Below are 22,446 nucleotides of genomic sequence, written 5' to 3'. Positions count from 1 at the left end.
CTAATGATAAAATTGTATTTTAGCGAGGTCTATTATATCTTATTCTCGTTCTAAAGCAAGTGCATTTTGAAAACTTATAAAATTAACAACACCGCTGGTCTCAGCCTTGAACAACTTTATACTAGCCTGTCTGCCGGAGGATGCATAATCTCTTATGGCTATTGTATCTCTGCAATTGCTTTTACATACCGCCTGATGTCTGCACCATATTATATTAAAGCAGGAGAAAAGCCGTCAACTTATAGAAAGAAATACAACAGATTATCCAGAATTTTTGGCTGGTGGGGAATACCTTGGGGCCCAATTTATACGTTTGATATGCTCAGAATGAATAGAGAAAAAAGAGGAGGAGGCATAAACATCACAGAAGATGTGCTGAGCGTATTGCGTGACAAATATGCCAATCGTGATCTAAACGAAATCTTTGCTGAAGATATTCTTATTACATATGGGGAAGATGAGCAACAGGAAAGCGAGCTTAGCCCAGTTAAATTAAATTCTGGCTTGATCAAATAAAACATAAATACAATATCCTTAAAAAATCATGTTAAAAAAACTGCTATTCTTCCTACTTCTTTTCGCATCGGTACTGACCGTTGATGCTCAGGTATTTTCTAAAACAGTATTTAGCTTATCAAAAGACTTAAAATCGATTCAGTCTATTAAAGTTGTGTTCGATAAAACTGTTGTCTTTATTGAAAAAGAAGGTTCAATTAATCTTGACCGATTGAGTATAAATGCAGCAATCAGTTACTATGATAATTTTGATGGTAAAGACAAAAATGGCAAGATAAAATCCTTAGGGAATTTGAGCTTCAATTATTACGATGTTTTTGATGGCTCTGATAAAGCAGGTAAGCTTAAAGCGATAAATGATGTCTCAGTCAATTATTATGATCGTTTTGATGGTGCGGAGAAAAATGGTAAAATTAAATCAATCGGAAACATTGCGATAAATTATTACGATGTATTTGATGGATCATATAAGCAGGGCAAGGTTAAGTCTGTAGGGCCAGTTGTCATTACTTACTTTGATAATTTCGATTCAGCATCAAGGGCAGGGCAAATCAAAGCGGTAACCGGAAATACTGAGAATATAAGTGTTAAAACCGTTGTCACATATGATGATCTCGATGGATCCCAAAGCTTTGACAGAGAAAAAAGAGAAATAGCAAAGATCCTAAAAAGGAGAGGAGTTAGCCTGGCGATTATATCCGAGGCTACTGGCATCAGTATTCAAGAATTGAACAGCTTATAGGGCGATTGTTATGCATAGGCGGGATTTCTTAAATAAATTCTTATTTTAATATGAATTAAATTTGCGTACATTCATTAAAGGAGTATATTTGTATGTTGTTGATTATTAACTCCTCCAATAATGATGATGTTGAAAAAATCTATTCTCGCACTCTTTCTGTTGTCCATTCTCTTTTCTTGCAAGAAAAAGGCTATCATTTCCACCGTAGAAACGGCCTACTGGTTTGGTGGGGGCATTGAAAATATGATCCTACTAAAAGGTACAATTCAATCAGACGGAACTCAAACAGTAACTAAACTGTACGACGGTGGGCTGTATGATCCACTGGTGGCATTGGAAATCCATCCGGGCACAAAGGAGATTTACTGGGCCGAGATGGACATTGAGCCGGTTACCTCTTCTAACTTCACTTGTTATGTAAACAAGGGCGATACCTCCGGTGGTCCTAAACAACGCATATTATCCCTTCCGCAGTTGGTGATTAGTGCGATGGCGGTAGAGCCGGTTAGCAGGAAACTATACTATGTAGTTTATGATGAAAAAGCGGTTGGTGAATATCTGTACCGTTGCAATTTAGATGGCACCGGAAATACCATGTTATTCAGTTCGTTTAAGTTCGGAGATGTGGTTAGTATTAATATTGATGGTGCAAACAATAAAATTTATGTGGTTGAAAATGATCTGGAAAGTTTGCCCAGAAAGGAATCTTCAGTTTATAAAGCAAACCTGGATGGTACAGGTACACCAGTATTGTTGTACAACAAAGCGAGTTTGCCAATTAGGGTAGCCGAAATTGACCGCTTTACCGGAATTGCTATTGATGGTTCCAACTTATACATTGCCAGTTCACAGGGTTCAGCCACTGGAACCAGTTATTTGTTTAAAGGAGACGTTAATGGAAATCCTGCTACTACGGTAATATCTTCAGGGGGTTCTGCCAACCATCCCATTTCAACCGTGTTGGGGCTCAATATTGATTCGAAACACAGATATTTATACTGGATTAGCAGATCCAATTCTACAAGTCAGGATGCAGGTGTGGTATACAAAGTGCCTCTTGCTGCCGCAGCAACCAGTACGCCTAAGCTGATTTTTAAAGACATCAATCTTCATGGTGGTTTATTCGGACCAATTGAAATTGGAAATTAGCTTCCGGAAAGGAAGGTAACACCATCGTTATATCTAAAATATATTTTGTCTAAATGCAGGACGTTTTTATATTTGCAGCCCTGACTGTCTAAAACACAATCACCATCGGGATGTAGCGTAGCCAGGTATCGCGCCAGCATGGGGTGCTGGAGGTCGTAGGTTCAAATCCTGCCATCCCGACAAATACAAATATCCCATTTCAAATAATTCAGCCAGGTATGTTTAGTATTTATCCTTTGAGTGAGCAATCTGTAACGTTGGAATTTGGCCAGCAGATTAGTGGACATATAGCTGATGCTATTTATCGTTTCGATCTTCTTTTAAAGGAGAATCCTTTTAGGGGATTTATCACAACGGTAACTGGTTATACTACGCTTACGGTTTTTTATAGTGCAGTAGTAGTAAATGAGAGCGATTTACCTGGTGTAAATGTATTTTCAAAGATCCGTACGCATCTTGAAAGCTTGAAATCTTTGCCTGGAATTACCGATTTAAGGGAACAAAAAATTATAAAAATACCCGTGCTCTACGGTGGCTGTTATGGACCAGATCTGGAGGAAGTGGCCAATCATGCCGGAATGCCCGTAGATCAGGTCATCAATATTCACAGTTCAGCCATTTACAAGATCTTTATGATTGGTTTTGTACCGGGTTTTCCATACCTGGGAGGAATGGACGAACGGATATCTGCGCCTAGAAAGTCTTCGCCAAGAGCTAAGATTCCTGCCGGCTCAGTTGGTATCGCTGGCAGCCAGACAGGCATATATTCATTAGAAACACCCGGGGGATGGCAGATTATAGGCAGAACACCATTGACACTGTTTGATCATCAACGTGTTCAACCGTCATTGCTACAGGCCGGAGAATCTGTTAAATTCGTTCCTATTACAGCTAAAGAGTTTAACGATTTTCACTAAAGGGGCATGCAAATAAAGATTTTAAAACCAGGGATTTTGTCAACCGTCCAGGATTTGGGCAGGTATAGTTATCGCTCACAAGCAGTGGCGGTTTCAGGAGCAATGGATACCCTTTCTCATAGACTGGCAAATAAAGCACTGGGAAATCCTGATGATGCTCCTACCATCGAGTTCACCTACGCATCAGCAGAGTTTAGTTGTGAAACTGATGTTTTGATTGCATATTCCGGAGCTGGGGCCTTTCTAGTCCATAACGGTATACAATTAATTTCCGATAGCCCTGTATTTCTTTCCAGGGGTTCAAGGGTAAAACTAATCAATAATCCGGATGGGGCCAGAACTTATCTGGCTATTGCAGGAGGATGGTATGTCCCTACCGTTATGGGCAGCTGCAGTACTTACCTTACAGCAAAACTTGGCGGCATTAACGGAGAGGTACTTACGGCTGCTCAACTGATAAACGCTAATCCTTTAATTACTAATATAACCGCGGCAATTATCAGAAAATTTAACAATCTTGAAAATGCTGAAAAAGCTTTGCGGATACACACGCAGTCATTCCTTTCCGCTAAGCGCAAAACGATCAGGGTATTTATGGCCAGGGAACATGACTGGTTTGAAGATAGCTCCATTTTCAGCTTGCTAAATGATCCGTTCAAAATCGGGTTCCAGAGCAATAGGATGGGTTACCAACTGGAAGGGATGGCCATGAAAAGAACTACTCAGAAAGAGTTGTTAAGTACTGCAGTTACTCCGGGCAGCATACAAGTAAACGGTGCCGGGCAGCTTATTTTATTAATGGCAGACTGTCAGACCACCGGTGGATATCCCAGAATAGCACAGGTGACGGAAGTAGATTTGCCCCTTTGCGCTCAACTCAAACCTGGAGATGTGATCAATTTCAAAAAGATCAGCCATGATGAAGCCGAAAAGCTATATATTGCCAGAGAGAAGGAACTAAAAAAGTTGGATGCTGCGATTGCAAGCAGGTTATCATATTAATTTCAAATGAAAAGGATAGATTTAAACTGTGATATGGGCGAAGGTTTTGGGAACTATGCCATGCCTGATGATGAGGTTTTGATGCAGTTCATTACCTCAGCAAATATCGCCTGTGGTTTTCATGCCGGAGATGCCAGAACAATGGAAAAAACAGTTAAATTGGCCATAAAGAATAATGTAGCTATTGGTGCCCATCCTGGTCTGCAGGATCTTCAAGGTTTTGGCCGACGGGAAATGGCGATTAGTCCAAGAGAAGCTTACCAGATTTGTCTTTATCAAATTGGTGCACTTAGTGCATTTGTTAGGGCATCCGGAGGGGTGTTGCATCATGTTAAAGCGCATGGCGCACTTTACAATATGGCTGCCAGAGATAAAGGACTGGCCGATGCACTGTCACAGGCGGTATATGATTTTGATCCTGTACTAATCTTGTACGGACTGGCTGGAAGTGAAATGATAACATCTGCACAAAAGCTAGGATTGGCTACGGCTTCTGAGGTCTTTGCCGACCGGACTTATCAGGATAACGGTTTGCTAACCCCAAGGAGTCATGAAAATTCCATGATTAAAGATGAAGAGCTAGCTATTGATCAGGTAATGAAGATGGTGATGAATCAACAGGTGATTTCCACCAATCAGAATACCGTTCAGTTGCTGGCAGAAACGTTATGTCTGCATGGAGATGGTGAACATGCTGTTGCATTTGCGAAAAAAATAAACCAAACCTTAAAATCTCAAGGCATTGAGCTTAAGAAACCATAATTATGAATAAAAAATACAACTGGAGCGTATTACTCGGAGCTGCTTTTTTGATGGCTTCATCAGCAATTGGACCAGGCTTCCTCACGCAAACAGCAGTATTTACGCAACAGTTGGGCGCAAGTTTTGCCTTTGTCATTTTGCTTTCTATTATTCTTGATGCTGTTGCACAGCTGAACATATGGCGCATCATAGCCGTTGCAGACAAGCCCGCACAGGATATTGCCAATAATGTTTTTCCCGGACTGGGTTATTTTATATCCTTTCTTGTTTTTCTTGGTGGACTGGCTTTTAACATTGGAAATATAGCAGGGGCAGGACTTGGACTGAATGTTTTATTTGGCATCAGCGTAGGGCAGGGTGCAATAATCAGTGCCATCATCGCTATTGGTATATTTCTTTATAAAGAGGCAGGAAAAGCCATGGATGTTTTTGCAAAAACCATGGGATTATTGAAAATCGGACTCGCTTTATTCATCGCATACATCAGTGATCCTCCACTGGCAGAAGCGGCAATCAGGGCGGTAAATCCCACTCAGTTTAGCTTTACGGCGGTGCTCACTATTGTTGGTGGAACCGTTGGCGGATACATCACTTTCTCAGGAGCACACCGTTTACTCGATGCACGTCAAACAGGAATAGAAAACCTTTCGGGCGTAAATAAAGGTGCTCTTAGTGCTATTGGCCTGGCATCTCTAATGCGCTTGCTGTTGTTTATAGCCGCCCTTGGTGTGGTTAGTAAAGGTGCCGTTTTAGATCCCTCAAATCCTGCTGCATCTGTCTTTCAATTGGCCAGCGGACAGTTTGGTTATAAAGTGTTCGGACTTGTGATATGGGCAGCAGGTATTTCCTCTGTTGTCGGTTCAGCTTATACCTCCATCTCTTTTATCAAAAGCTTTCACCCTGTGATATTAAAGTACAATAGGGAAATCATCATCGTATTTATCTCCATCTCCTGTATCATTTTTGAAATTGTAGGTAAACCGGTAGAGGTGTTGCTTGCTGTAGGGGCATTAAACGGACTCATACTACCCATTGCATTGGGCATAATGCTCGTAGCGGCTTACCGTACACGGATCATAGCAGATTATAAGCAACCTTTATGGCTCACCGTTTCAGGAATCCTTGTGGTGGCCATTATGATCTGGATGGGGTATGGCACCATTGTTCAAATGATTTCAGGAAATTAAATTCAGACGGTTACTAAATTCGTAGCTAAAACTTTGGGAGTACCGGAGAAAGGCCTATTACACCTTTCCCAAATGTATAACTAAAAGCAAATTCCAAACCCCCATGACCTCTGGTGGCGTTGTTGAATGCGGATGTATTAAAATCATAACTTGCACAAATCCCTAAACGTCCTACGCGATAACCAATATTGGCTAAGATTGCGTCATCAAGTCGATACATAATCCCTAATATTAAAGTATCATCGTTTTCAACCCTAATTTCAGAATAAGAACCGACTGCCGCTATTTCATTTTTATTTTGCCGGATGTAAATAAAGTGTGGAGTCAATCCCAGATTTTTAGACATCGTCAATTTTACGCCACCGTGAAAATTTAAGCGCACAGGCAGCCTATAGTTCTGAACATCAGTTGCAAAAGGATCATTAGGCCTGGAAAGATGCGCGGCGCTTGCTCCAATAAAATAATTTGCTTTTTTATAAGGATTGTCATTACGATAGAAAACCCCAATACCAGCATCAAATATCGTGGCATTTTCAGAAAGTAAACTTTCGTTAATTGGAAGGCCTGGATTATATCCAAAAGAGGGGTCGTACTGACTATCGGTCTGAAATTTAGAAAGATCAACGCTTCTGTTGATTAAGCCAGCTTGAAGACCAAAGTTCAGCCATTCAAATTCATTGGAAAGTGCTACGGCATAAGAGAATGAGCTGTAGGCAGCTAAATATTTATATCCTGCGGTACCTGCGCCCTGACTGAGAGCAGTAAATCCAAGGCCTATTTGGTTAGTAGGCCGATAATCTACGGCCAAACCTTGCGTTTGATAGCCAGTTCCCACACGCCCCCATTGATTTTTAACATTACAGCTTAAACGAATATCCCCATCTACCACGCCAGTAAGCGCAGGATTAAGCCATAATGGATTCGCATAATATTGTGAAAAATGTGGATCAATCTGTGCAGATAGCTTACATATAGATACATATGCAAGCAGTATAGTTATTGTTATCTTTTTCACCGTAATAATGTAACTGTTCCTTTTCTAATTACTTTGCTGCCATCAAGTTGAACTATTTCAGTATAGTAGGCATACACACCTACTGGTTGCAGTTTACCTCTGTAAGTTCCATCCCATCCTACAGACTTGTCGTTCGCCCTAAAGATTAGCTCTCCCCACTGGTCATACACATTAAATAAAAGCGACTTAATTGAAGTACCTCTCACAAATAATATATCATTCTTTCCATCCCCATTAGGTGAAAAGACATTGGGTATAAATATTTCACCCGCCATAGGATCAAGAGCGGTACCTGTAATTGCCGCTGAACTTAAACTGAGCATGCAAGCAGAAGTTCCTTTAGATTTGACTAATAAAGAAACACTTGCGCCTGTCTTTATCCCGGTTACGGTGTAGCTTAATTTATTTCCTATGTTTTTAAAGCTTATGCCATTATCTATGCTTACTTCATAAGCAATTGCCTCGCTTATTGCGTTCCAACTAAAGGTCACACTATTTGACATTGTTGTTGCCACATGTACTATTGGGGATTGTAATGCCTTCACCATGGAAACGATTACAGCGGTACGATTAGAAACACAACCGCTGATACTACTTACAGATTCTGCATAATAGGTTGTTGTTGAATTTAATACAGGAGTCGTAAACTCATTTCCGGAGGTAATAATATTTCCACCCGTTGACTGGCTGTACCAATTGACAATAGTATTTGTAACATTTGGTGATTTAATTATAGCGGTATTTCCAGGACAGATGGATAGGTTTTGCAAATTGGGGGCAGCTGGGGGCGTAAGTGTATTTATTACAGCTGCTCTTCGTAATGAAGCACAGTTACTGTTGACAGCCTCGGCGTAGTAGGTAATATTTTCAGATTTAGTACTAAAATCAGATCCGGTATGCACTAAGTCTCCTCCTGTTGAGGAGGTATACCACTTGTAGATGATGCCGGCCTGTGGATTGTTAATGCTTAATGTGACTATCTTACCTGCGCAACTAGGTTCAGGAACACTGACGATGGGTGCTGGTGCTGGCGGTAAAATTGTGGCTTGCACTTGAGCTAGAGTCGCGCTAATACACGAGCCGTTGCTGGCTTCAATATAAAAATTGGTTGTATTGTTAATTGGGTCAGTAGTAAAACTTGTTCCTGTATGCAGCAAATTGGTCCTGGCAGAGGTAGGATACCATTTGTAAGATATACCCTGCAGAGGTGCAGCAATTGAAAACGTGGCTGAGGTGCCCACACATACCGCTATAGTTGGGGCAAAAGGAATAGGAGTTGCGGGGATAGGTAAAATTGTTAAAGTAACTGCATTGCTGTTGGAAAATGTCATGCAATCTGTTGAGGTGGTTTGACGCCGGTAATAAATAGTTGCGTGTATGACCGGTGGATCATAGTCTTTTCCTGTGGCGCCGTTTATATCATTAAAAGTTAAATTGTCTGCAGAACTTTGCCATTGATAGATATAATTTCCACCGCCACCCTGCGGTACACTACCTGCGATTATATCAGGGTTACTTGCACCACAAAAAACAGCATTCGCCGGACCGGTGATATTATTGTTTGTAATTGGAACATTTGTTTGACTAAAAATGATCAGGTTGCTATAATATGGTTGGCCGCAAACTGTAACAGCCCTACGTAGATAAGTGGTCTTATCTATAACAGGTAAATCATAATCCTTAAAAGTTGCTCCCTGTATATTAGTATAGATGCCATCTTCTCCAGCACTTTGCCATTGATAACTGGCTTGGTTTACAGCAGAGCCAATGATATTCTCTGGGTTTAAAGTATTGCAAAAGGAGGTAATCAAGGGGGACATTATTGTGTTAACAATATTTGTTGGGGGATCGTCAAGGTATTTAGCTAAGTAAGCATCAGTCTGCGAATTTTTGGCGGTATAACTTAGCACATTGCAATTTGAAGGATCAAAATCCAGAGTTTGACAAAATCCGCCGGTAATGTAAAATGCGTTGCTCGTAGCCACTACTTTATATGCTGCATTTAAACTACAGCCTCCGCCTATCACAGCGTATGTCTTAGCATTTCCAACTTTGTCATATCTTCCAAAAAATATTCCCGCTCCTCCATTTACAGGGCTTAACATCCCATCGGGTGAATCCTGATCGAAGTCAGCACTTCCTGTTAATATACCGCAAATAACGATATTTTGATTCTCATCCAGGTATGCACGATTAACTGTTACTGTAGCGCCTGCTCCGCCAATTACTTTTCTCCACTTGAAAATTCCAGTGCTATTATAGGCATGCAAGAGCCCATCAGTATTGCCTTTGGCGGTTAATGCCAGACCAGTTGATCCACCAGGATAAAATGTCCCACTATATCTCGAGAGCATAATGATATCTAACTGATCATTGATACATATAGACTGGCAAGAAGAAGTGCCGGGAAATGTTTTAACCCATTTATATGTCCCATTATTTGTGTACCTCGCTAAATAACTTGATCTGCCTTGTGGGTTAACAACTGCTCCAGGCTGGTTTGTAAAACTGAAGTCAAATTGACTTACAAAGTCCCCGGCTATCAGTACGTCACCTGTGTTTTTATCAATCGTAACTGGGGTGGCGGAGGATCCATCTCCGCTAGCTCCACTTCCCAGAGCCTGATACCATACTAAATTTCCGTTTGCATCATACTTAGCAATGAGACTTTTGAAATATGGGGTATTATTTGTTAATTGACTTACCCCTGATGACGGATCTAAGTCTATTACAGAATCATAAATTCCGGTAATAAAAATATTCTGGTCTTTGTCCGTTGTAACCTGATGCCCACGCTCAATGCCAGAACCACCTAATGATTTGGCCCAAACAAAGCCCCCATTTGTATTGTATTTAATTAAAAACATGTCCTCACTCCCTATTGATGATAGGGAGACGCTACCAAAATCTATAGTTGATGCATATTGACCAATGACTAGTACGTTACCATTGTCGTCGATTGTCATATTATTTATCAACTCACTACCAGAGCCCCCAAATTTTACAACCCAAATGATTTTGCCATCAGGAGCATACTTGGCAATGTAGGCATCGTTACCTCCTGCCCCAGTCAATTGTCTGGTTGAGCCATCAGTAGAATAAAATGTTGCAACTCCAGTAAAATGTCCGGCGCTATAAATATTATTAGAAGCATCTTTGCCGATAGAGGTGGCCCTGTAACGTTCAGTTCCGCTTACCGTATTGACCCATTCTGGCCTAAAACTTTGTCCGGTACAATCATAAATAATAAAAAGACATATAAAAAAAACGAGCGTAAGATTCTTTTTCATTAAGTGGAGCAGCTAATTTATAATCAGTGTAAGGCAACTATTGTGTATTACTTTTCGTTTACTACAAAAATTTTGATGAATTTAAGTAAAAAAATGGAATACTAGAGGGTTTTCTCAAAATATGTGTTGATTTACTAAAGAGACAATTTGTATTATCTAATCGCTTCATCCACTAGTTTTCTCAATTCAGCATACTTTTCCTGTCTGGCGTCAGTTTTTAAGTAGTTTGCCATTAAAAATGCACAATATTTCTCATTGTTATTTACCCATGGAAAACTACCAAACAGACCAGGGCTGCTAAGTACGCCATTGCCCATTAACCATTCTCCATAGCCATAGCCCAAACCCCCAGCTTCTGCCGGACTATAGGCCATTTTAACATCTGAGGACAACCGGTTGGCCTGCATTTGTGCAATGCTGCTCTCTTTTAAGATGCGCTTACCCTCAAACATTCCTTTATTTAAAATCATAACCAGGAAATTCATATAATCTTCCGGCGTGCTTGTGGCGCCACCCGCCGGTAAGGCCACTTTTGCCTGCCCAAAATCTGTGTTTTTCATCTTTAGTGGTCCGGCTATCCTTTCTGCAAATAACATTTCAAAGCTTTTGCCACTTATTTTTTCAAGAACTGCACCAGCAATTTGCAGTCCCGTATTACTGTATCTAAAAACCTTACCCGGCTGGCCTTCCATAGGGTAAGCTGCAATCTTTTCTATCATTTCACCCATGCTGCTAACATCGCGTAGGTCTGCCAGGCTCTCCCTTAGGTCGGGAGAGTGTATTGCAGTCATATGCGAAAGACATTGGCTAATTGTGATTGCTCCTTTATGATGCTTAGACAAAACCGGAAAAAATTTACCTACGGTATCTGATAGTCGTAATTTTCCCTCATCTACAAATGTCATTACAAGCGCTGCGCTTAGCCATTTACTACAACTGGCTATTGGCTGGCGCGTACTTGCGGTATATTTACTAACGTCGGCCGTTTTACCTTGCTTTTTGGCCATCAGTTTAACAATCATTTTGTCTCTTACGCTCATGTCGCTTTGCGTACAATTGTAAACTATTTTTCCATCTTTCCATATCAGAAGCATCAAACGACCACCCATGTTCGAAGCATTCTGGTTAATCCAGCTATCTACTTTATAAAACTGCTGCTGTTGACCAAGGGCGGAGCCAAACCATGTCATAACAAGTAATAAGTATACAATCTTTCTCATCTTTATCATTCATCAATTACAATTTGCAATCCTGGGGTTTTCCTGGCTACTGCATGGAAACAGGTATTTGCTTTGCGTATATTTTGGGGAGGGGTTGTCCGTAACTTCAAGGGGCGCCATGAGTTCATTCTTATAACCTGGCATCGTAACCTGAGCAGTAGAACCATTTCCAAGGGCTATATTTTTTCCGGCCTCATTACCATTAAAACTATAATCCATCAGTGCATCTAATATACGATAAACACCATAATAATCATAGGCATCATAAGCTGAACGACTATTTGGAAGGTTGTGATCTGTACCATACCTGTAGTTGGCCACCGTAGACGATTTAAGATAATAAAAGTCCTTTTCAGCATTAGCAATACCTATGTTTTTAAAGATGTCAATGGCTAGCCTATGATCATTAAACTTATCTTCATCATACACCTGAACAACCATTTTGGTATTAGAGGGGAAGTTAAGAAGCTGAGCAGGGCTAATTTGATAACTATACCAGGGTGCCATGGTAAACAGAAGGCGTCCATCTTGTCCCCAGCCTTTCTCAGTGAATGCTTTATAAGCTAAACCTATTGAAGCCCCACCACCAAAGGAATGTCCCATAAAACCTACTTTTTTAGTGTCAATTATGTTGGGGTAATCAGTTGCCGCTTTAGTAAAACCAGTCCATAAAGTTAGATACCGGTGATCGATACTGATATCAGTTGTAGGGTAAGGAACAAAAACCACCACATAACCTTTCTTTGCAATGAATTCAAATAATCCCCGATTGTATTCTTTATCCTCTCCGCCATAAGGGTGTGCGTAAAAAATTGTCGGTCTGCCAGAAGTTGTACCCTGAGGATAAAAGATGGTTACCTGGGTGCCAGGGTACTCAGTATTAGGAAAACTCAATTCAGCCACCTTATAAACTCCGTCAACACCGTAGCCGGATGTAGGGCGGGATATCGGACCTTCAAGATCATCGTCTGCTGTTTCCGGATCTATAGAGTCATCAACGCTATTGGAACAAGCCGATAATAACACGCATAATACTAAACCAACTTTAAAAAGAACCGCTTTCATTATACTTTTCATTTGAATGCATAAGACCATTAGTTTCTACCCAATTGTGATTTAATTTTATCTTTCATTTCCGCTTGTAAAGCCTGGTATTGCTTATACTGGTCAGCAGTAAAGATATTTTTCAGTTCAGCATCCTTTTGCTTTTGAAGGTCTTTGAGTTCTTTAAGTTTAGAAAACTTGCTTCCATTGCCATTAATAATGGGTTCATTTTTTTGGGCATACTTTAAATTAATTTTATTTAATTGTACCGCTTGCCCAGAATCGAGACTCAGTTTCTCTTTTAATAAATTGGTTTGGAATTGTGCCCTTTCTTCCGGCGTCTTATTCTTCATTGCAGTTTTACTTTGAGCCATTACTGGCCTTGCAAATGCGATGATTAGCAGACTTACAGACAGTGTAAGTATTTTTTTGATTCTACTGTTCTTCATTTTTTTTCTTTTAAATATTTATTCTTTTTTAGCTATGCCTCTTGAGGTAAAGTTCAGTAATAAGTATAGAAAAATACGAGGAATCCAGGTCAAGCTGAAAAATCCGGTGCCGAAGTGTTTAGTAATTCATCCAGGCTTTAAAATCAGGGACGCGCGCTTTACTAATCAATACGCGTTCTGAAGGTGCCGGATTGATTTTTAAAGACAATCTTCCGTTAAAATAAAAATCCACTTCTATAATACTCAGCCTGTTGATGATGAATTGTCTGTTGGCTCTAAAAAACAGTTGCGGGTCTATTTGTTTCTCCAATTGCTCCATGGTAAAGTCAAAGATGTATTGATCGCCATCCAGCATCTGTCCATAAACAATTTCATTAGCGGTGTAAAACCAGGCAATTTTTGCCGTCTCTATTGGTAAAAGTTTAGCTCTATAATGTACCAGAAATGATTTTTTATAGGGCTTCATGTCTATTTGAAGCCGTTCAATCAGCTGGCTCAGGTTTGCATCTATTTCTGGTGTACCTGGTCTTATCAAAGTTTTAAACTTATCCAGCGCCCTGGTCACCTCTTGTTCATCAAATGGCTTTAAAATATAGTCGATGCCGTTGTTTTTAAAAGCATCCATAGTAAAGTCGTGATAAGCGGTCACAAATATTACAGGCTTTAATACTTTTACTTTTTTAAAGACATCAAAAGATAACCCATCTGTAAGCCTGATGTCCATAAATATAAGGTCATAATCATCTTCATGCCTACTTAGCCAGTCTACAGTATCATACACACTGCTGAGTATGCTAACTATATGTGTGTTTTTATCAATAGACTGCAATACATGCGCAAGATTACGCGCTGTAACCGGCTCATCTTCTACTAAAACTATATTCAATGTTTTCATAAAGTTAGCGGCAGTTTTACTTTAAAAAAATTGTCTGTTTTTTCTATTTCGATATCCTTTTCAACCAATAACCTAAAACGTTCGGTCAGGTTCAGGAGTCCAATACCGTGGCTATCTTCCAGGCCGGTAAGCTCTTGCAGATTGTTGCTAACAATAAGCATCTGTTCATCAATGTAAATGCGAACTATTAGGGGCGAGGCCAGTGTTGCCGAATTGTGCTTTGCCGCATTTTCTAATAGAGGCTGTATGGATAAATGTGGTATTTGAGCTTGAAGATATGGTTGTGGCACATCAATTTCCAAACAAAAAGCTTGTTCAAAACGCATGTTAAGCAATTGTGCATAAGATTTAATTGTGTCAAGTTCTTTATCAAGTGTAACCAGGTTTGAACCAGAATGAGACAGTGCATGTCTAAATACCTTAGACAGGTGTAGAATGTAAAATTGAGCCAGTTTAGGGTCCTCTCTTACTATACCCGATAGACTGCTTAAAGAGTTAAACAACAAATGAGGGTTCAGTTGTTGTTTCAGCAATTCCAACTGTGCCTGTAGGTAAGCATGCTTTAGTTGTTCGTGTATTACATTTTTAGCCCGGGCAGCTCTTAATAAAAGAATTATCCTCAATATAATAAAAATTAGTACGCTGCTCAGTCCAAAACGCACAAAATACCCCATTTTATATGAGCCACCAATATGATTGCCAGCAAATAGCAGGTGTTGAAACGCATTTCCAATAACCATACACGTCACTACCACTAATCCATTAGCAGCAACATACAGACCCAATTGTTTTCGTTTCCGGTACTTCATCAAAAAAGTACCTTCTGCTAGATTTAAATAAAAGATTAAGCAGCAAAAGGCCAGGTTAAAAAGCAATTGGAAGCTAAGTTCGCCAAAGTCAAACTGCCAATAACGAGCCATGATGCTATTGGGTCTCAACGCCAATAAACGGCCAGAATTTACAACCAAGGCAATCAATAAGGAGCTGTACAAGCAAATGCGCCTTTCATTATTATCCATGCGCTAAATTAGCTTTTTTCCTTTATGATCTATTTACAGACAAGGTGAGGCTGAAAAAATAGGGGATGAAATGCTTAGTTTAACTGGATTTTAGGAATACGAGCTTACACAAATTGCTAATATTGCAGGTAAAATCAGCTTTTACAGAATTTGTACGTAGATTAGATGAACAAAAGGTATGAGTATATACAGCACATATGAAGATGACAGGTTAACTGAATTGTTAAAGTCCGGCGATGCTGGGGCTTATAACGAGATTTATAACCGTTATCATGCTGCATTATACATTCATGCTTTTAAACGGCTTCAAGACCGGGAAGAATGCAAAGATTTAGTTCAGGAGCTGTTTGCAGTGTTGTGGTCAAAACGCGAGGATCTGGTCTTTACAAAAGCGCTATCCGGTTATTTATATCAAGCAGTCAGAAACCGTATTTTTGATCTTCTGGCAAGGAAGAAGCTCAAGAAGGAATACATCAGTTCAATACAACAATTTAAGAAAGACGGGCTTAGTCATACAGACCATTTGGTAAGACAACATCAGCTGGCTGAAATTATTGAAAATGAAATTGCCGCACTTCCTGCACGTACGCGTGAGATTTTTGAACTGAGCAGGAAAGGCTTTCTTTCCCATCGCCAAATTGCTGCGCAGCTGGATATTTCTGAACAAACCGTCAAAACAACAGTAAACAATGCACTAAGGGTGCTGCGTGTTAAACTGGGGTCCTTGTTTTTCCTGACCTTATAATTTTTTTTTAAAATTTCTTTACCCCCAAGGTACTGCTCATTCGTCTTTAATATTTGAAAATCGGGTATACCGACAATTCAGCCATTTAAAGCTATGCAGGAAGAAGAAATTAAAGCATTGTTAATTCGTTATCAGCAAGAGAACTGTACTGCTGATGAAGCTGCTTTTATAGAGCAATGGTACGCACAATGGAATGTTGATGCACCATTTTCACTATCTGCTGAGGAGCTCGAGGCCGATTTATTGTCACTCGCAGCACACCATAAACAGGTTATGGCTGGAAGCAGACTGGATGCTGTTAAAGTTCTTCCACTCCACCCTTTAAAATCCATCAAAACATGGGCGGCCGCAGCCGCTGTAATTATTGTTGCAGGTTTAAGCCTGTATTTCTATACTAAACCTGCTAATACCTCATTAACTTCAATTGATGCTTTAAAAAATGACTTGCCAGCGGGGCGCAATGGTGCAACACTTACTTTAGCCAACGGTCGAAAAATTTCACTTACAGATGCGCTTAATGGTCAGCTTGCAGAAGAATCAGGCGCAAGCATCAACAAAACCGTAGACGGACAAATTGTATACAGCTTGCAGAAAGGCAGCTCAGCTGGGCGCAATAAATCAACCAGTTACAATACACTCTCAACGGCAAATGGTCAGCAATATCAGATTGTGTTACCTGATCAATCTAAGGTGTGGCTTAATGCCTCTTCTTCCATTAAATTTCCCGCAACTTTTACAAGTTTAAAGGATCGGATTGTGGAATTGAAAGGTGAAGCTTACTTTGAGGTTTTTAAAGATCATGCACATCCCTTCATCGTAAAAACGAATACACAAGAGGTTCAAGTACTGGGAACGCATTTCAACATCAACAGTTACGTAGATGAAGGTGTTACTAAAACATCTTTGCTGGAAGGTTCTGTACAGATCACCTCTATCTTGTGGAACAAAACTTTGCAAAGACAGGTTTTAAAGCCAGGTCAGCAGGCCATTTTATCAGGCAGTTCATTAAAAGTATCAGATGCTGAAGTAGAACATGCCATAGACTGGAAAAATAATGAGTTCATATTTAATAATGAACCACTGGAAATCATCATGCGAAAAGTAGCCAGATGGTATGATGTTAAAGTAGTTTATGAGGATGAGCAACTTCGTAACGAAGTATTTGGAGGTACCATCTCCCGCTTTAAAAATGTTTCAAGGGTTTTGAGAATGCTCGAAATGACTGGATCTGTACATTTTAAAATTGAAGGAAGGAGGATTATCGTTACTAAATAAATACCAGAAACGATGATGTCATAAAAACCGGCAGTGTATGCACACTACCGGAAAATGATTTGGCATTACGTCAATAAATAGCAATTGTATTAACCTTAACATGTATGGCACTGTTAGACTCCCCAGTATAACAGCACCTGCTAACCCGCGAATGAAGCTATGACTTAAAAAGCATAGCTGGTTCGCTGTAAACCAAACTTAACAAATGTATAAAAATTACACCAAGAAAATAGGCCTGCACAAGCGGTATGCCCATAAAATTCTGTTGATTATGCGATTAACCACCGTTTTTTTAATAGCTGCCATGATGCAGGTTAGCGCTGCGGGATTTGCCCAAAGAGTTACTTTTAAGCAGAAAAAAGCATCGCTGACTGGTCTTTTTAAAGAAATAAAAAAGCAAACCGGATATAATGTAGTCTGGAACTTAAATCAACTCAATCTTTCCAGGCCATTTGACGCAAATTTTAACCAGACACCGCTAGAGCATGTGCTTATTAAAAGTCTGCAAGGCATGCCATTAACCTATTCCATTGACGAAAAAACCATCGTCATCAGGATGAAGGAAAAATCCATCTTAAATCAGGTTATGGAATATTTTAAAGCCATTGATGTACGTGGGAAAATTGTTGATGAAGCAGGCATAGCCATACCGGGTGTAACCATAAAGTCTAAACAGTCAAAAAGAGTGGTTGTAACAAACTCAAAAGGCGAGTTTGAATATAAAGGTTTAGATGATGATGATGTGCTATTAATTTCGTATATCGGTTATAAAGCTCTTGAAATTAAAGCTACGGCTGATCTGAGCAATATTGTCATGAGCTCAATAACTAACGGCCTTGATGAAGTAACCATCAATACTGGATATCAGACTTTACCCCTGGAACGTTCAACTGGCGCTTACGGTGTAGTTAGCGAAAAAACAATCAACCTGAGAATGGAGACCAATATATTGGACAGGCTGGAGGGAAGCGTTCCTGGTCTGTTTATGAAAAATGGGGCCGTAACCATTCGCGGTCTTGCTACTCTTTATGCAGAGCAGCAACCCATGTATGTAGTTGATGGATTTCCTTACGAAGGTGATATCAATTATATCAACCCATCAGACGTGCTGAGCGTAACCGTTTTAAAAGATGCGGCAGCAGCCTCTATATATGGTACCCGTGCAGCAAATGGTGTAATTGTAATTACAACGCGTCTTGGTAGTGTAAGTAAACTAACTGTCAATTACAACAGCACCTTATTTATAACTCCGCTGCCGGATGCATCTTACCTCAACCTCCTGAATTCATCACAAATGGTAGATCTTCAGCAGGAATTATTTAACATGAGGCATCCCGATTACAATGATGGTATTATGCGTGCTGCACAACCAAAAGCCATAGAAGCCTTATATAAAAACTCAGAGGGATTAATCACAGATGCTGAACTTGCTGCCACTTTGAATCGGTTAAAAACTTTAAATGCACAACCACAGCTGGAAGATTTGCTGATGCAAAAGATGGTCAAACAGCGCCATAGCTTTTCAGCAAATGGTGGTAATGAGTATAACCAGTTCAATGTATCCCTCAATTATCTTGGCAATAGGGGTTATAGTATTGGAAGTAAAGATGAAAACGTCAATATCGCTTTGAGAGATCAGGTTAAAGTAGCCAAGTGGCTTACTGCAGATGTTGGGATAACTACTAATTTAGGTAATGCTAAGAGCAAACCAATAAACACCAGTAGCTATTACCTCAATATGCCCTATGAAGTGTTAAAGGATGAAAATGGAAATGTTTCGCCCTGGAATTACCGCAAGTCTGCCTATGAGATTGATCGTTTAATTGGCTTAGGACTTTATGATGAAACATACAATCCTCTGAATGAGTTAGACAAGTCGGCAATTAGCAGCAAGAATAATTACGTGCGTTTGCAGGGTGGTTTCAATGTGAAGTTTATGGAAGGTTTAAGCCTTGATGTTAAATATCAGACAGAAAGAGGAAACAGTTTCTACAAAACTTATCATAACAATGAATCCTATGCCGCCAAAAATATGATAAACGATGCGGCAACTGTAGAAACGAACGGAGATATTGAGTGGAATGTTCCAAAAGGAGGACAAATTTATGAAACCAGAGGAGACTCTAAATCTTACACACTACGTACACAGCTGAATTTTGATAAAGTATTAGACGATAAAAACCATCTAACCATACTTGCAGGAGCTGAGAAACGCGCCACCGTACAAAATTCTACCAGCCTGCACCGAATGGGCTATAGCGATAACAATTTGCAGTTTCTACCTGTAAATACGCTAGATCTTGCCAGGTTAACCAACACACAATCGTTAACTTATACCTTTGAATACAACAATCGTTCTTACAACAACTTTACGTCAGTAGAAAACCGCTATGTATCGGTATACGCCAACGCGGGACATACTTATGCCGGCAAATATAATTTAACAGGAAGTGTGAGAATAGATGACTCTAACCTTTTCGGTGTCGATCCTAAGTACAGATATATTCCTTTATGGTCTTTTGGAGGAAGCTGGAAGTTGAGTAACGAAAACTTTATGAAAGATGCAAACTGGCTAGATCACTTAAACATGAGGCTAACTTACGGTTTAGGTGGTAATGTGGCTAAAAATGTAGGTCCTTTTTTACAAGCTGCCTCCGAATTTAGCATTATAACCGGAGCAACCGCTACCCAAATCGTAAGTCCACCCAATAAAGCATTAAGATTTGAGCGTACGGCTACAACAAACCTTGGCGTAGATTTTAGTGTTTTAAAGAACAGAATCTCCGGTTCCATAGATCTGTATAGCAGAAAAAGTACAGATTTATTGGGCGATCGTAAAACGGATCCAACAAATGCATTTCTATCTGCTTTAATCAATTATGGCAGTATGACCAATAAGGGTTACGAACTGGCATTAAATACCGAAAATTTAAGGACCAGCAATTTTCACTGGGCAAGCCGGTTAACGTATAGTCACAACAAAAATAAAATGACGGAGATTGCGCCGCAAAGTGAATCTGTATATACCTACACCGATGGAAATGGAGTATCCAGGATCGGATACCCAACCAGCAGTATTTTTAATTTCCGTTCTGCAGGCCTGGATCCAACCAATGGAACCGTTCGGGTTTTTGATAAAAACGGAAATGTAGTCACCAATTATGATCAATCTGGCTCACTGGTGGCCAATATGAATGATGTAGATGGATTAGTATATGGAGGTACTTTATTACCAACTTATACCATTGGGCTAACTAATACCTTCAATTATAAAAACTTAAGTCTTAATGTACTGATCATTGCAAATGGAGGAAACGTGTTCAGAGATGCAGTTCCACAACTCTTAACATCAAGTAATTTTTCTCAGAATCTCGATCAACGGGCATTAAATTTCTGGAGAAAACCTGGTGATGAAGCAATCCCGGGAACCATACCGGCTCCCGATCTTGCCGGTTCAGGAAATTCTTATTTTGCCTCGCTATGGTATGCGCTGGATGAAAATACGCTGAAGGCAGACTATGTGAAGGTAAGGGATATTTCGTTGAGCTATAATTTTGCGCCAGATTTGTTTAAGAACAAAAAGATTGCTTCCGCAAAACTTACCTTACAAGTTCAAAATGCCTTCCACTGGTACAGAAATGATAAGGGCTTAGATCCTGAAGCGTATAGCCAATATGGCACTTATTCCAATAGAAATTTACCAGTTACGCCAACCTATATGATTGGTGTAGACTTTACATTTTAACCCTGCAAACCATGAAAATAAAATATTTATATATAGCATTTGTTTTTTTAAGCCTAGGCAGCTGCAAGAAATTTCTGGACATTGTTCCTAAAGACAAGTTTATCCCCAGTACAGTTGAAGATTATGAAAATATGCTCAATTATGCAACTGTTTCCACTTACGGAGATTACTTTGAAGATTTAATTACGGATGATGCCTTTTTGCCAGAAGGGCAGCCAGGTAACTTGTACACCAAACAACGGCTAAGTGCAAGGAAGATTTACACTTTCAACAAAGACGTATACGGAGAAGGGGATAACGATATCCTATGGAGTGAGGGCTATAAACGCATTTTTTACTTTAATACGGTTGCAAATAATATCATGAAAGCGCAGGGTAGTACCGAAGCTGAAAAGAGAAGCATCAGGGCCGAAGCATTGTTGGGTAGGGCATTGGAGCATTTAATGTTGGTAAATGTTTACGGAAAGCATTATGACGCAGCAACCGCTGGTACAGATCCAGGCGCCCCCCTTGTTTTAGAAGCAGATATCAGCGCAAAAAATAGTAGAAATACAGTTCAGGAGGTATACAACCAGGTCATTGCCGATGCAGAGGAAGCTGTTAAAGATCTTCCTTTAAAAAACAAAATATCTAAGTTTAGGGCCTGCAAAGCTGGTGGTTATGCGTTTTTAAGCCGGGTATATCTTTTCATGGGCGATTATGCGAACGCCTTAAAGAACGCCGATCTGGCTCTTGGCTTACAAAATGAATTGGCAAACATGAATGGCTACAATGTCATCGTGCCCGGACCATTCCCTAATGATCCTAATATTCCAGGGGCGCCTTTGGGATGGACCAATATCCCCAATGCAGAGCGTCATCCAGAGAGTCTGGTAGCTCGTACAAACCTGCGTCCATTTGGACTGGGAATGGATGTTTGTGCAACGCCAGAGCTGACCAGTTTATTTTCAAATAATGATAGGAGGTGGGCATTGTATTTTGCTAATGCCTGGCCACCGGCACCCCCCTTCAATTACATGGATAGATATGGCGTTAAGATTTTTCTAAGGGGCGATTATTACAATAACTGCCTTGCTGTACCAGAAGTTTATTTAAATCGTGCAGAATGTAAAGCAAGAGCTAACAACCTTAGCGGAGCGTTGGCAGACATCAATAAACTGAGATTAAATAGAATCGTCCCGGCTGCATACCATGAATTTACACCGGCAGATTTTAATAATGATAGTGAAAGGGTACTACGCTTTGTATTAGAAGAACGCAGAAGAGAACTTGTGTTTACCGGCATGCGCGTAATTGATCTAAAACGTTTAAACAAAGAAACAAGATTTCAGAAAACCATTACGCATGTGGCTGAAGGGGTAACCTACACGTTAACACCAAATAGTCCTAATTATCTCCGTCAAATATGGCCAGCTGCCTCTGTGTTTAATCCAGACTGGACGCTAAATCCATAAAGCAGCATTTTGCACAGCTA

General features: G+C 40.0%; 18 protein-coding genes and 1 tRNA gene. 12 read left to right on the top strand and 7 right to left on the bottom strand.

Annotated elements, in window-relative coordinates:
- Nucleotides 1–66: 66 nt before the first annotated feature.
- The 8 genes from LPB86_RS17790 to LPB86_RS17755 all read left to right on the top strand — a co-directional run bounded on the left by LPB86_RS17790 (nucleotide 67) and on the right by LPB86_RS17755 (nucleotide 6,275).
- The gene (locus LPB86_RS17790; RefSeq protein WP_230692755.1) at nucleotides 67–516 is read left to right on the top strand and encodes a hypothetical protein; all 450 of its coding nucleotides are present in this window, start codon (nucleotides 67–69) and stop codon (nucleotides 514–516) included.
- 28 nt (nucleotides 517–544) lie between these two features.
- A complete protein-coding gene (locus tag LPB86_RS17785; protein WP_230692754.1) occupies nucleotides 545–1,258 on the top strand; it encodes a hypothetical protein in 714 nt (237 codons plus the stop codon).
- Between the two features lie 120 nt (nucleotides 1,259–1,378).
- Nucleotides 1,379–2,407: a hypothetical protein gene (locus LPB86_RS17780; protein WP_230692753.1), complete on the top strand. Its 1,029-nt coding sequence runs from the start codon at nucleotides 1,379–1,381 to the stop codon at nucleotides 2,405–2,407.
- Nucleotides 2,408–2,513: 106 nt separating this feature from the next.
- Nucleotides 2,514–2,587: transfer RNA gene (locus tag LPB86_RS17775), tRNA-Pro, on the top strand.
- Nucleotides 2,588–2,625: 38 nt separating this feature from the next.
- Complete coding sequence (gene pxpB, locus LPB86_RS17770) at nucleotides 2,626–3,324, top strand: 5-oxoprolinase subunit PxpB (RefSeq protein ID WP_230692752.1); 699 nt, start codon at nucleotides 2,626–2,628, stop codon at nucleotides 3,322–3,324.
- Between the two features lie 6 nt (nucleotides 3,325–3,330).
- A complete protein-coding gene (locus LPB86_RS17765) occupies nucleotides 3,331–4,326 on the top strand; it encodes a biotin-dependent carboxyltransferase family protein (protein ID WP_230692751.1) in 996 nt (331 codons plus the stop codon).
- Between the two features lie 6 nt (nucleotides 4,327–4,332).
- Nucleotides 4,333–5,088, top strand: a complete 756-nt coding sequence (locus tag LPB86_RS17760; protein ID WP_230692750.1) for a LamB/YcsF family protein — start codon at nucleotides 4,333–4,335, stop codon at nucleotides 5,086–5,088.
- Between the two features lie 2 nt (nucleotides 5,089–5,090).
- Complete coding sequence (locus LPB86_RS17755) at nucleotides 5,091–6,275, top strand: NRAMP family divalent metal transporter (protein WP_230692749.1); 1,185 nt, start codon at nucleotides 5,091–5,093, stop codon at nucleotides 6,273–6,275.
- 25 nt (nucleotides 6,276–6,300) lie between these two features.
- Here the strand turns inward: LPB86_RS17755 and LPB86_RS17750 are convergent, their stop codons facing one another.
- The 7 genes from LPB86_RS17750 to LPB86_RS17720 all read right to left on the bottom strand — a co-directional run bounded on the left by LPB86_RS17750 (nucleotide 6,301) and on the right by LPB86_RS17720 (nucleotide 15,207).
- Nucleotides 6,301–7,290: a PorP/SprF family type IX secretion system membrane protein gene (locus tag LPB86_RS17750; RefSeq protein ID WP_230692748.1), complete on the bottom strand. Its 990-nt coding sequence runs from the start codon at nucleotides 7,288–7,290 to the stop codon at nucleotides 6,301–6,303.
- Nucleotides 7,287–10,580 carry a gliding motility-associated C-terminal domain-containing protein gene (locus LPB86_RS17745; protein WP_230646488.1) on the bottom strand — a complete coding sequence of 1,098 codons (3,294 nt, stop codon included), beginning with the start codon at nucleotides 10,578–10,580 and terminating at the stop codon, nucleotides 7,287–7,289. Before LPB86_RS17745 ends, LPB86_RS17750 begins: the two co-directional genes overlap by 4 nt.
- 152 nt (nucleotides 10,581–10,732) lie before the next feature.
- A complete protein-coding gene (locus LPB86_RS17740) occupies nucleotides 10,733–11,800 on the bottom strand; it encodes a serine hydrolase (RefSeq protein WP_230646485.1) in 1,068 nt (355 codons plus the stop codon).
- A gap of 12 nt (nucleotides 11,801–11,812) precedes the next feature.
- A complete protein-coding gene (locus LPB86_RS17735; protein WP_230646482.1) occupies nucleotides 11,813–12,865 on the bottom strand; it encodes an alpha/beta hydrolase in 1,053 nt (350 codons plus the stop codon).
- A gap of 29 nt (nucleotides 12,866–12,894) precedes the next feature.
- Nucleotides 12,895–13,293, bottom strand: coding sequence for a hypothetical protein (locus LPB86_RS17730; protein ID WP_230646479.1), 399 nt, complete (start codon nucleotides 13,291–13,293; stop codon nucleotides 12,895–12,897).
- 118 nt (nucleotides 13,294–13,411) lie between these two features.
- Nucleotides 13,412–14,188 carry a LytTR family DNA-binding domain-containing protein gene (locus LPB86_RS17725; RefSeq protein WP_230646477.1) on the bottom strand — a complete coding sequence of 259 codons (777 nt, stop codon included), beginning with the start codon at nucleotides 14,186–14,188 and terminating at the stop codon, nucleotides 13,412–13,414.
- The gene (locus tag LPB86_RS17720; RefSeq protein WP_230646474.1) at nucleotides 14,185–15,207 is read right to left on the bottom strand and encodes a sensor histidine kinase; all 1,023 of its coding nucleotides are present in this window, start codon (nucleotides 15,205–15,207) and stop codon (nucleotides 14,185–14,187) included. The genes LPB86_RS17725 and LPB86_RS17720 overlap by 4 nt, the downstream gene beginning before the upstream one ends.
- 178 nt (nucleotides 15,208–15,385) lie before the next feature.
- Here LPB86_RS17720 and LPB86_RS17715 point away from each other — a divergent pair, with 178 nt between their 5' ends.
- The 4 genes from LPB86_RS17715 (at nucleotide 15,386) to LPB86_RS17700 (ending at nucleotide 22,426) form a co-directional block, all read left to right on the top strand.
- Nucleotides 15,386–15,952 (top strand): RNA polymerase sigma factor, encoded by a 567-nt coding sequence (locus LPB86_RS17715; protein WP_230646471.1) that lies wholly within the window; start codon nucleotides 15,386–15,388, stop codon nucleotides 15,950–15,952.
- Between the two features lie 93 nt (nucleotides 15,953–16,045).
- Complete coding sequence (locus LPB86_RS17710; RefSeq protein ID WP_230646469.1) at nucleotides 16,046–17,227, top strand: FecR family protein; 1,182 nt, start codon at nucleotides 16,046–16,048, stop codon at nucleotides 17,225–17,227.
- 205 nt (nucleotides 17,228–17,432) lie between these two features.
- Nucleotides 17,433–20,972, top strand: coding sequence for a SusC/RagA family TonB-linked outer membrane protein (locus LPB86_RS17705; RefSeq protein ID WP_230646467.1), 3,540 nt, complete (start codon nucleotides 17,433–17,435; stop codon nucleotides 20,970–20,972).
- A gap of 11 nt (nucleotides 20,973–20,983) precedes the next feature.
- A complete protein-coding gene (locus LPB86_RS17700) occupies nucleotides 20,984–22,426 on the top strand; it encodes a RagB/SusD family nutrient uptake outer membrane protein (RefSeq protein ID WP_230646465.1) in 1,443 nt (480 codons plus the stop codon).
- Nucleotides 22,427–22,446 lie beyond the last annotated feature (20 nt).

It is taken from the genome of Pedobacter sp. MC2016-14 (assembly GCF_020991475.1).
GTDB lineage: Bacteria > Bacteroidota > Bacteroidia > Sphingobacteriales > Sphingobacteriaceae > Pedobacter.
This window is presented reverse-complemented; position numbering and strand designations above follow the sequence as displayed.

Coding starts and splice junctions, on each gene's coding strand:
- LPB86_RS17785 (WP_230692754.1), top strand. CDS start 545: ATGTTAAAAAAACTGCTATTCTTCCTACTTCTTTTCGCATCGGTACTG.
- LPB86_RS17780 (WP_230692753.1), top strand. CDS start 1,379: ATGATGATGTTGAAAAAATCTATTCTCGCACTCTTTCTGTTGTCCATT.
- pxpB (WP_230692752.1), top strand. CDS start 2,626: ATGTTTAGTATTTATCCTTTGAGTGAGCAATCTGTAACGTTGGAATTT.
- LPB86_RS17765 (WP_230692751.1), top strand. CDS start 3,331: ATGCAAATAAAGATTTTAAAACCAGGGATTTTGTCAACCGTCCAGGAT.
- LPB86_RS17760 (WP_230692750.1), top strand. CDS start 4,333: ATGAAAAGGATAGATTTAAACTGTGATATGGGCGAAGGTTTTGGGAAC.
- LPB86_RS17755 (WP_230692749.1), top strand. CDS start 5,091: ATGAATAAAAAATACAACTGGAGCGTATTACTCGGAGCTGCTTTTTTG.
- LPB86_RS17745 (WP_230646488.1), bottom strand. CDS start 10,580: ATGAAAAAGAATCTTACGCTCGTTTTTTTTATATGTCTTTTTATTATT.
- LPB86_RS17740 (WP_230646485.1), bottom strand. CDS start 11,800: ATGAGAAAGATTGTATACTTATTACTTGTTATGACATGGTTTGGCTCC.
- LPB86_RS17735 (WP_230646482.1), bottom strand. CDS start 12,865: ATGAAAGCGGTTCTTTTTAAAGTTGGTTTAGTATTATGCGTGTTATTA.
- LPB86_RS17730 (WP_230646479.1), bottom strand. CDS start 13,293: ATGAAGAACAGTAGAATCAAAAAAATACTTACACTGTCTGTAAGTCTG.
- LPB86_RS17725 (WP_230646477.1), bottom strand. CDS start 14,188: ATGAAAACATTGAATATAGTTTTAGTAGAAGATGAGCCGGTTACAGCG.
- LPB86_RS17720 (WP_230646474.1), bottom strand. CDS start 15,207: ATGGATAATAATGAAAGGCGCATTTGCTTGTACAGCTCCTTATTGATT.
- LPB86_RS17715 (WP_230646471.1), top strand. CDS start 15,386: ATGAGTATATACAGCACATATGAAGATGACAGGTTAACTGAATTGTTA.
- LPB86_RS17710 (WP_230646469.1), top strand. CDS start 16,046: ATGCAGGAAGAAGAAATTAAAGCATTGTTAATTCGTTATCAGCAAGAG.
- LPB86_RS17705 (WP_230646467.1), top strand. CDS start 17,433: ATGTATAAAAATTACACCAAGAAAATAGGCCTGCACAAGCGGTATGCC.
- LPB86_RS17700 (WP_230646465.1), top strand. CDS start 20,984: ATGAAAATAAAATATTTATATATAGCATTTGTTTTTTTAAGCCTAGGC.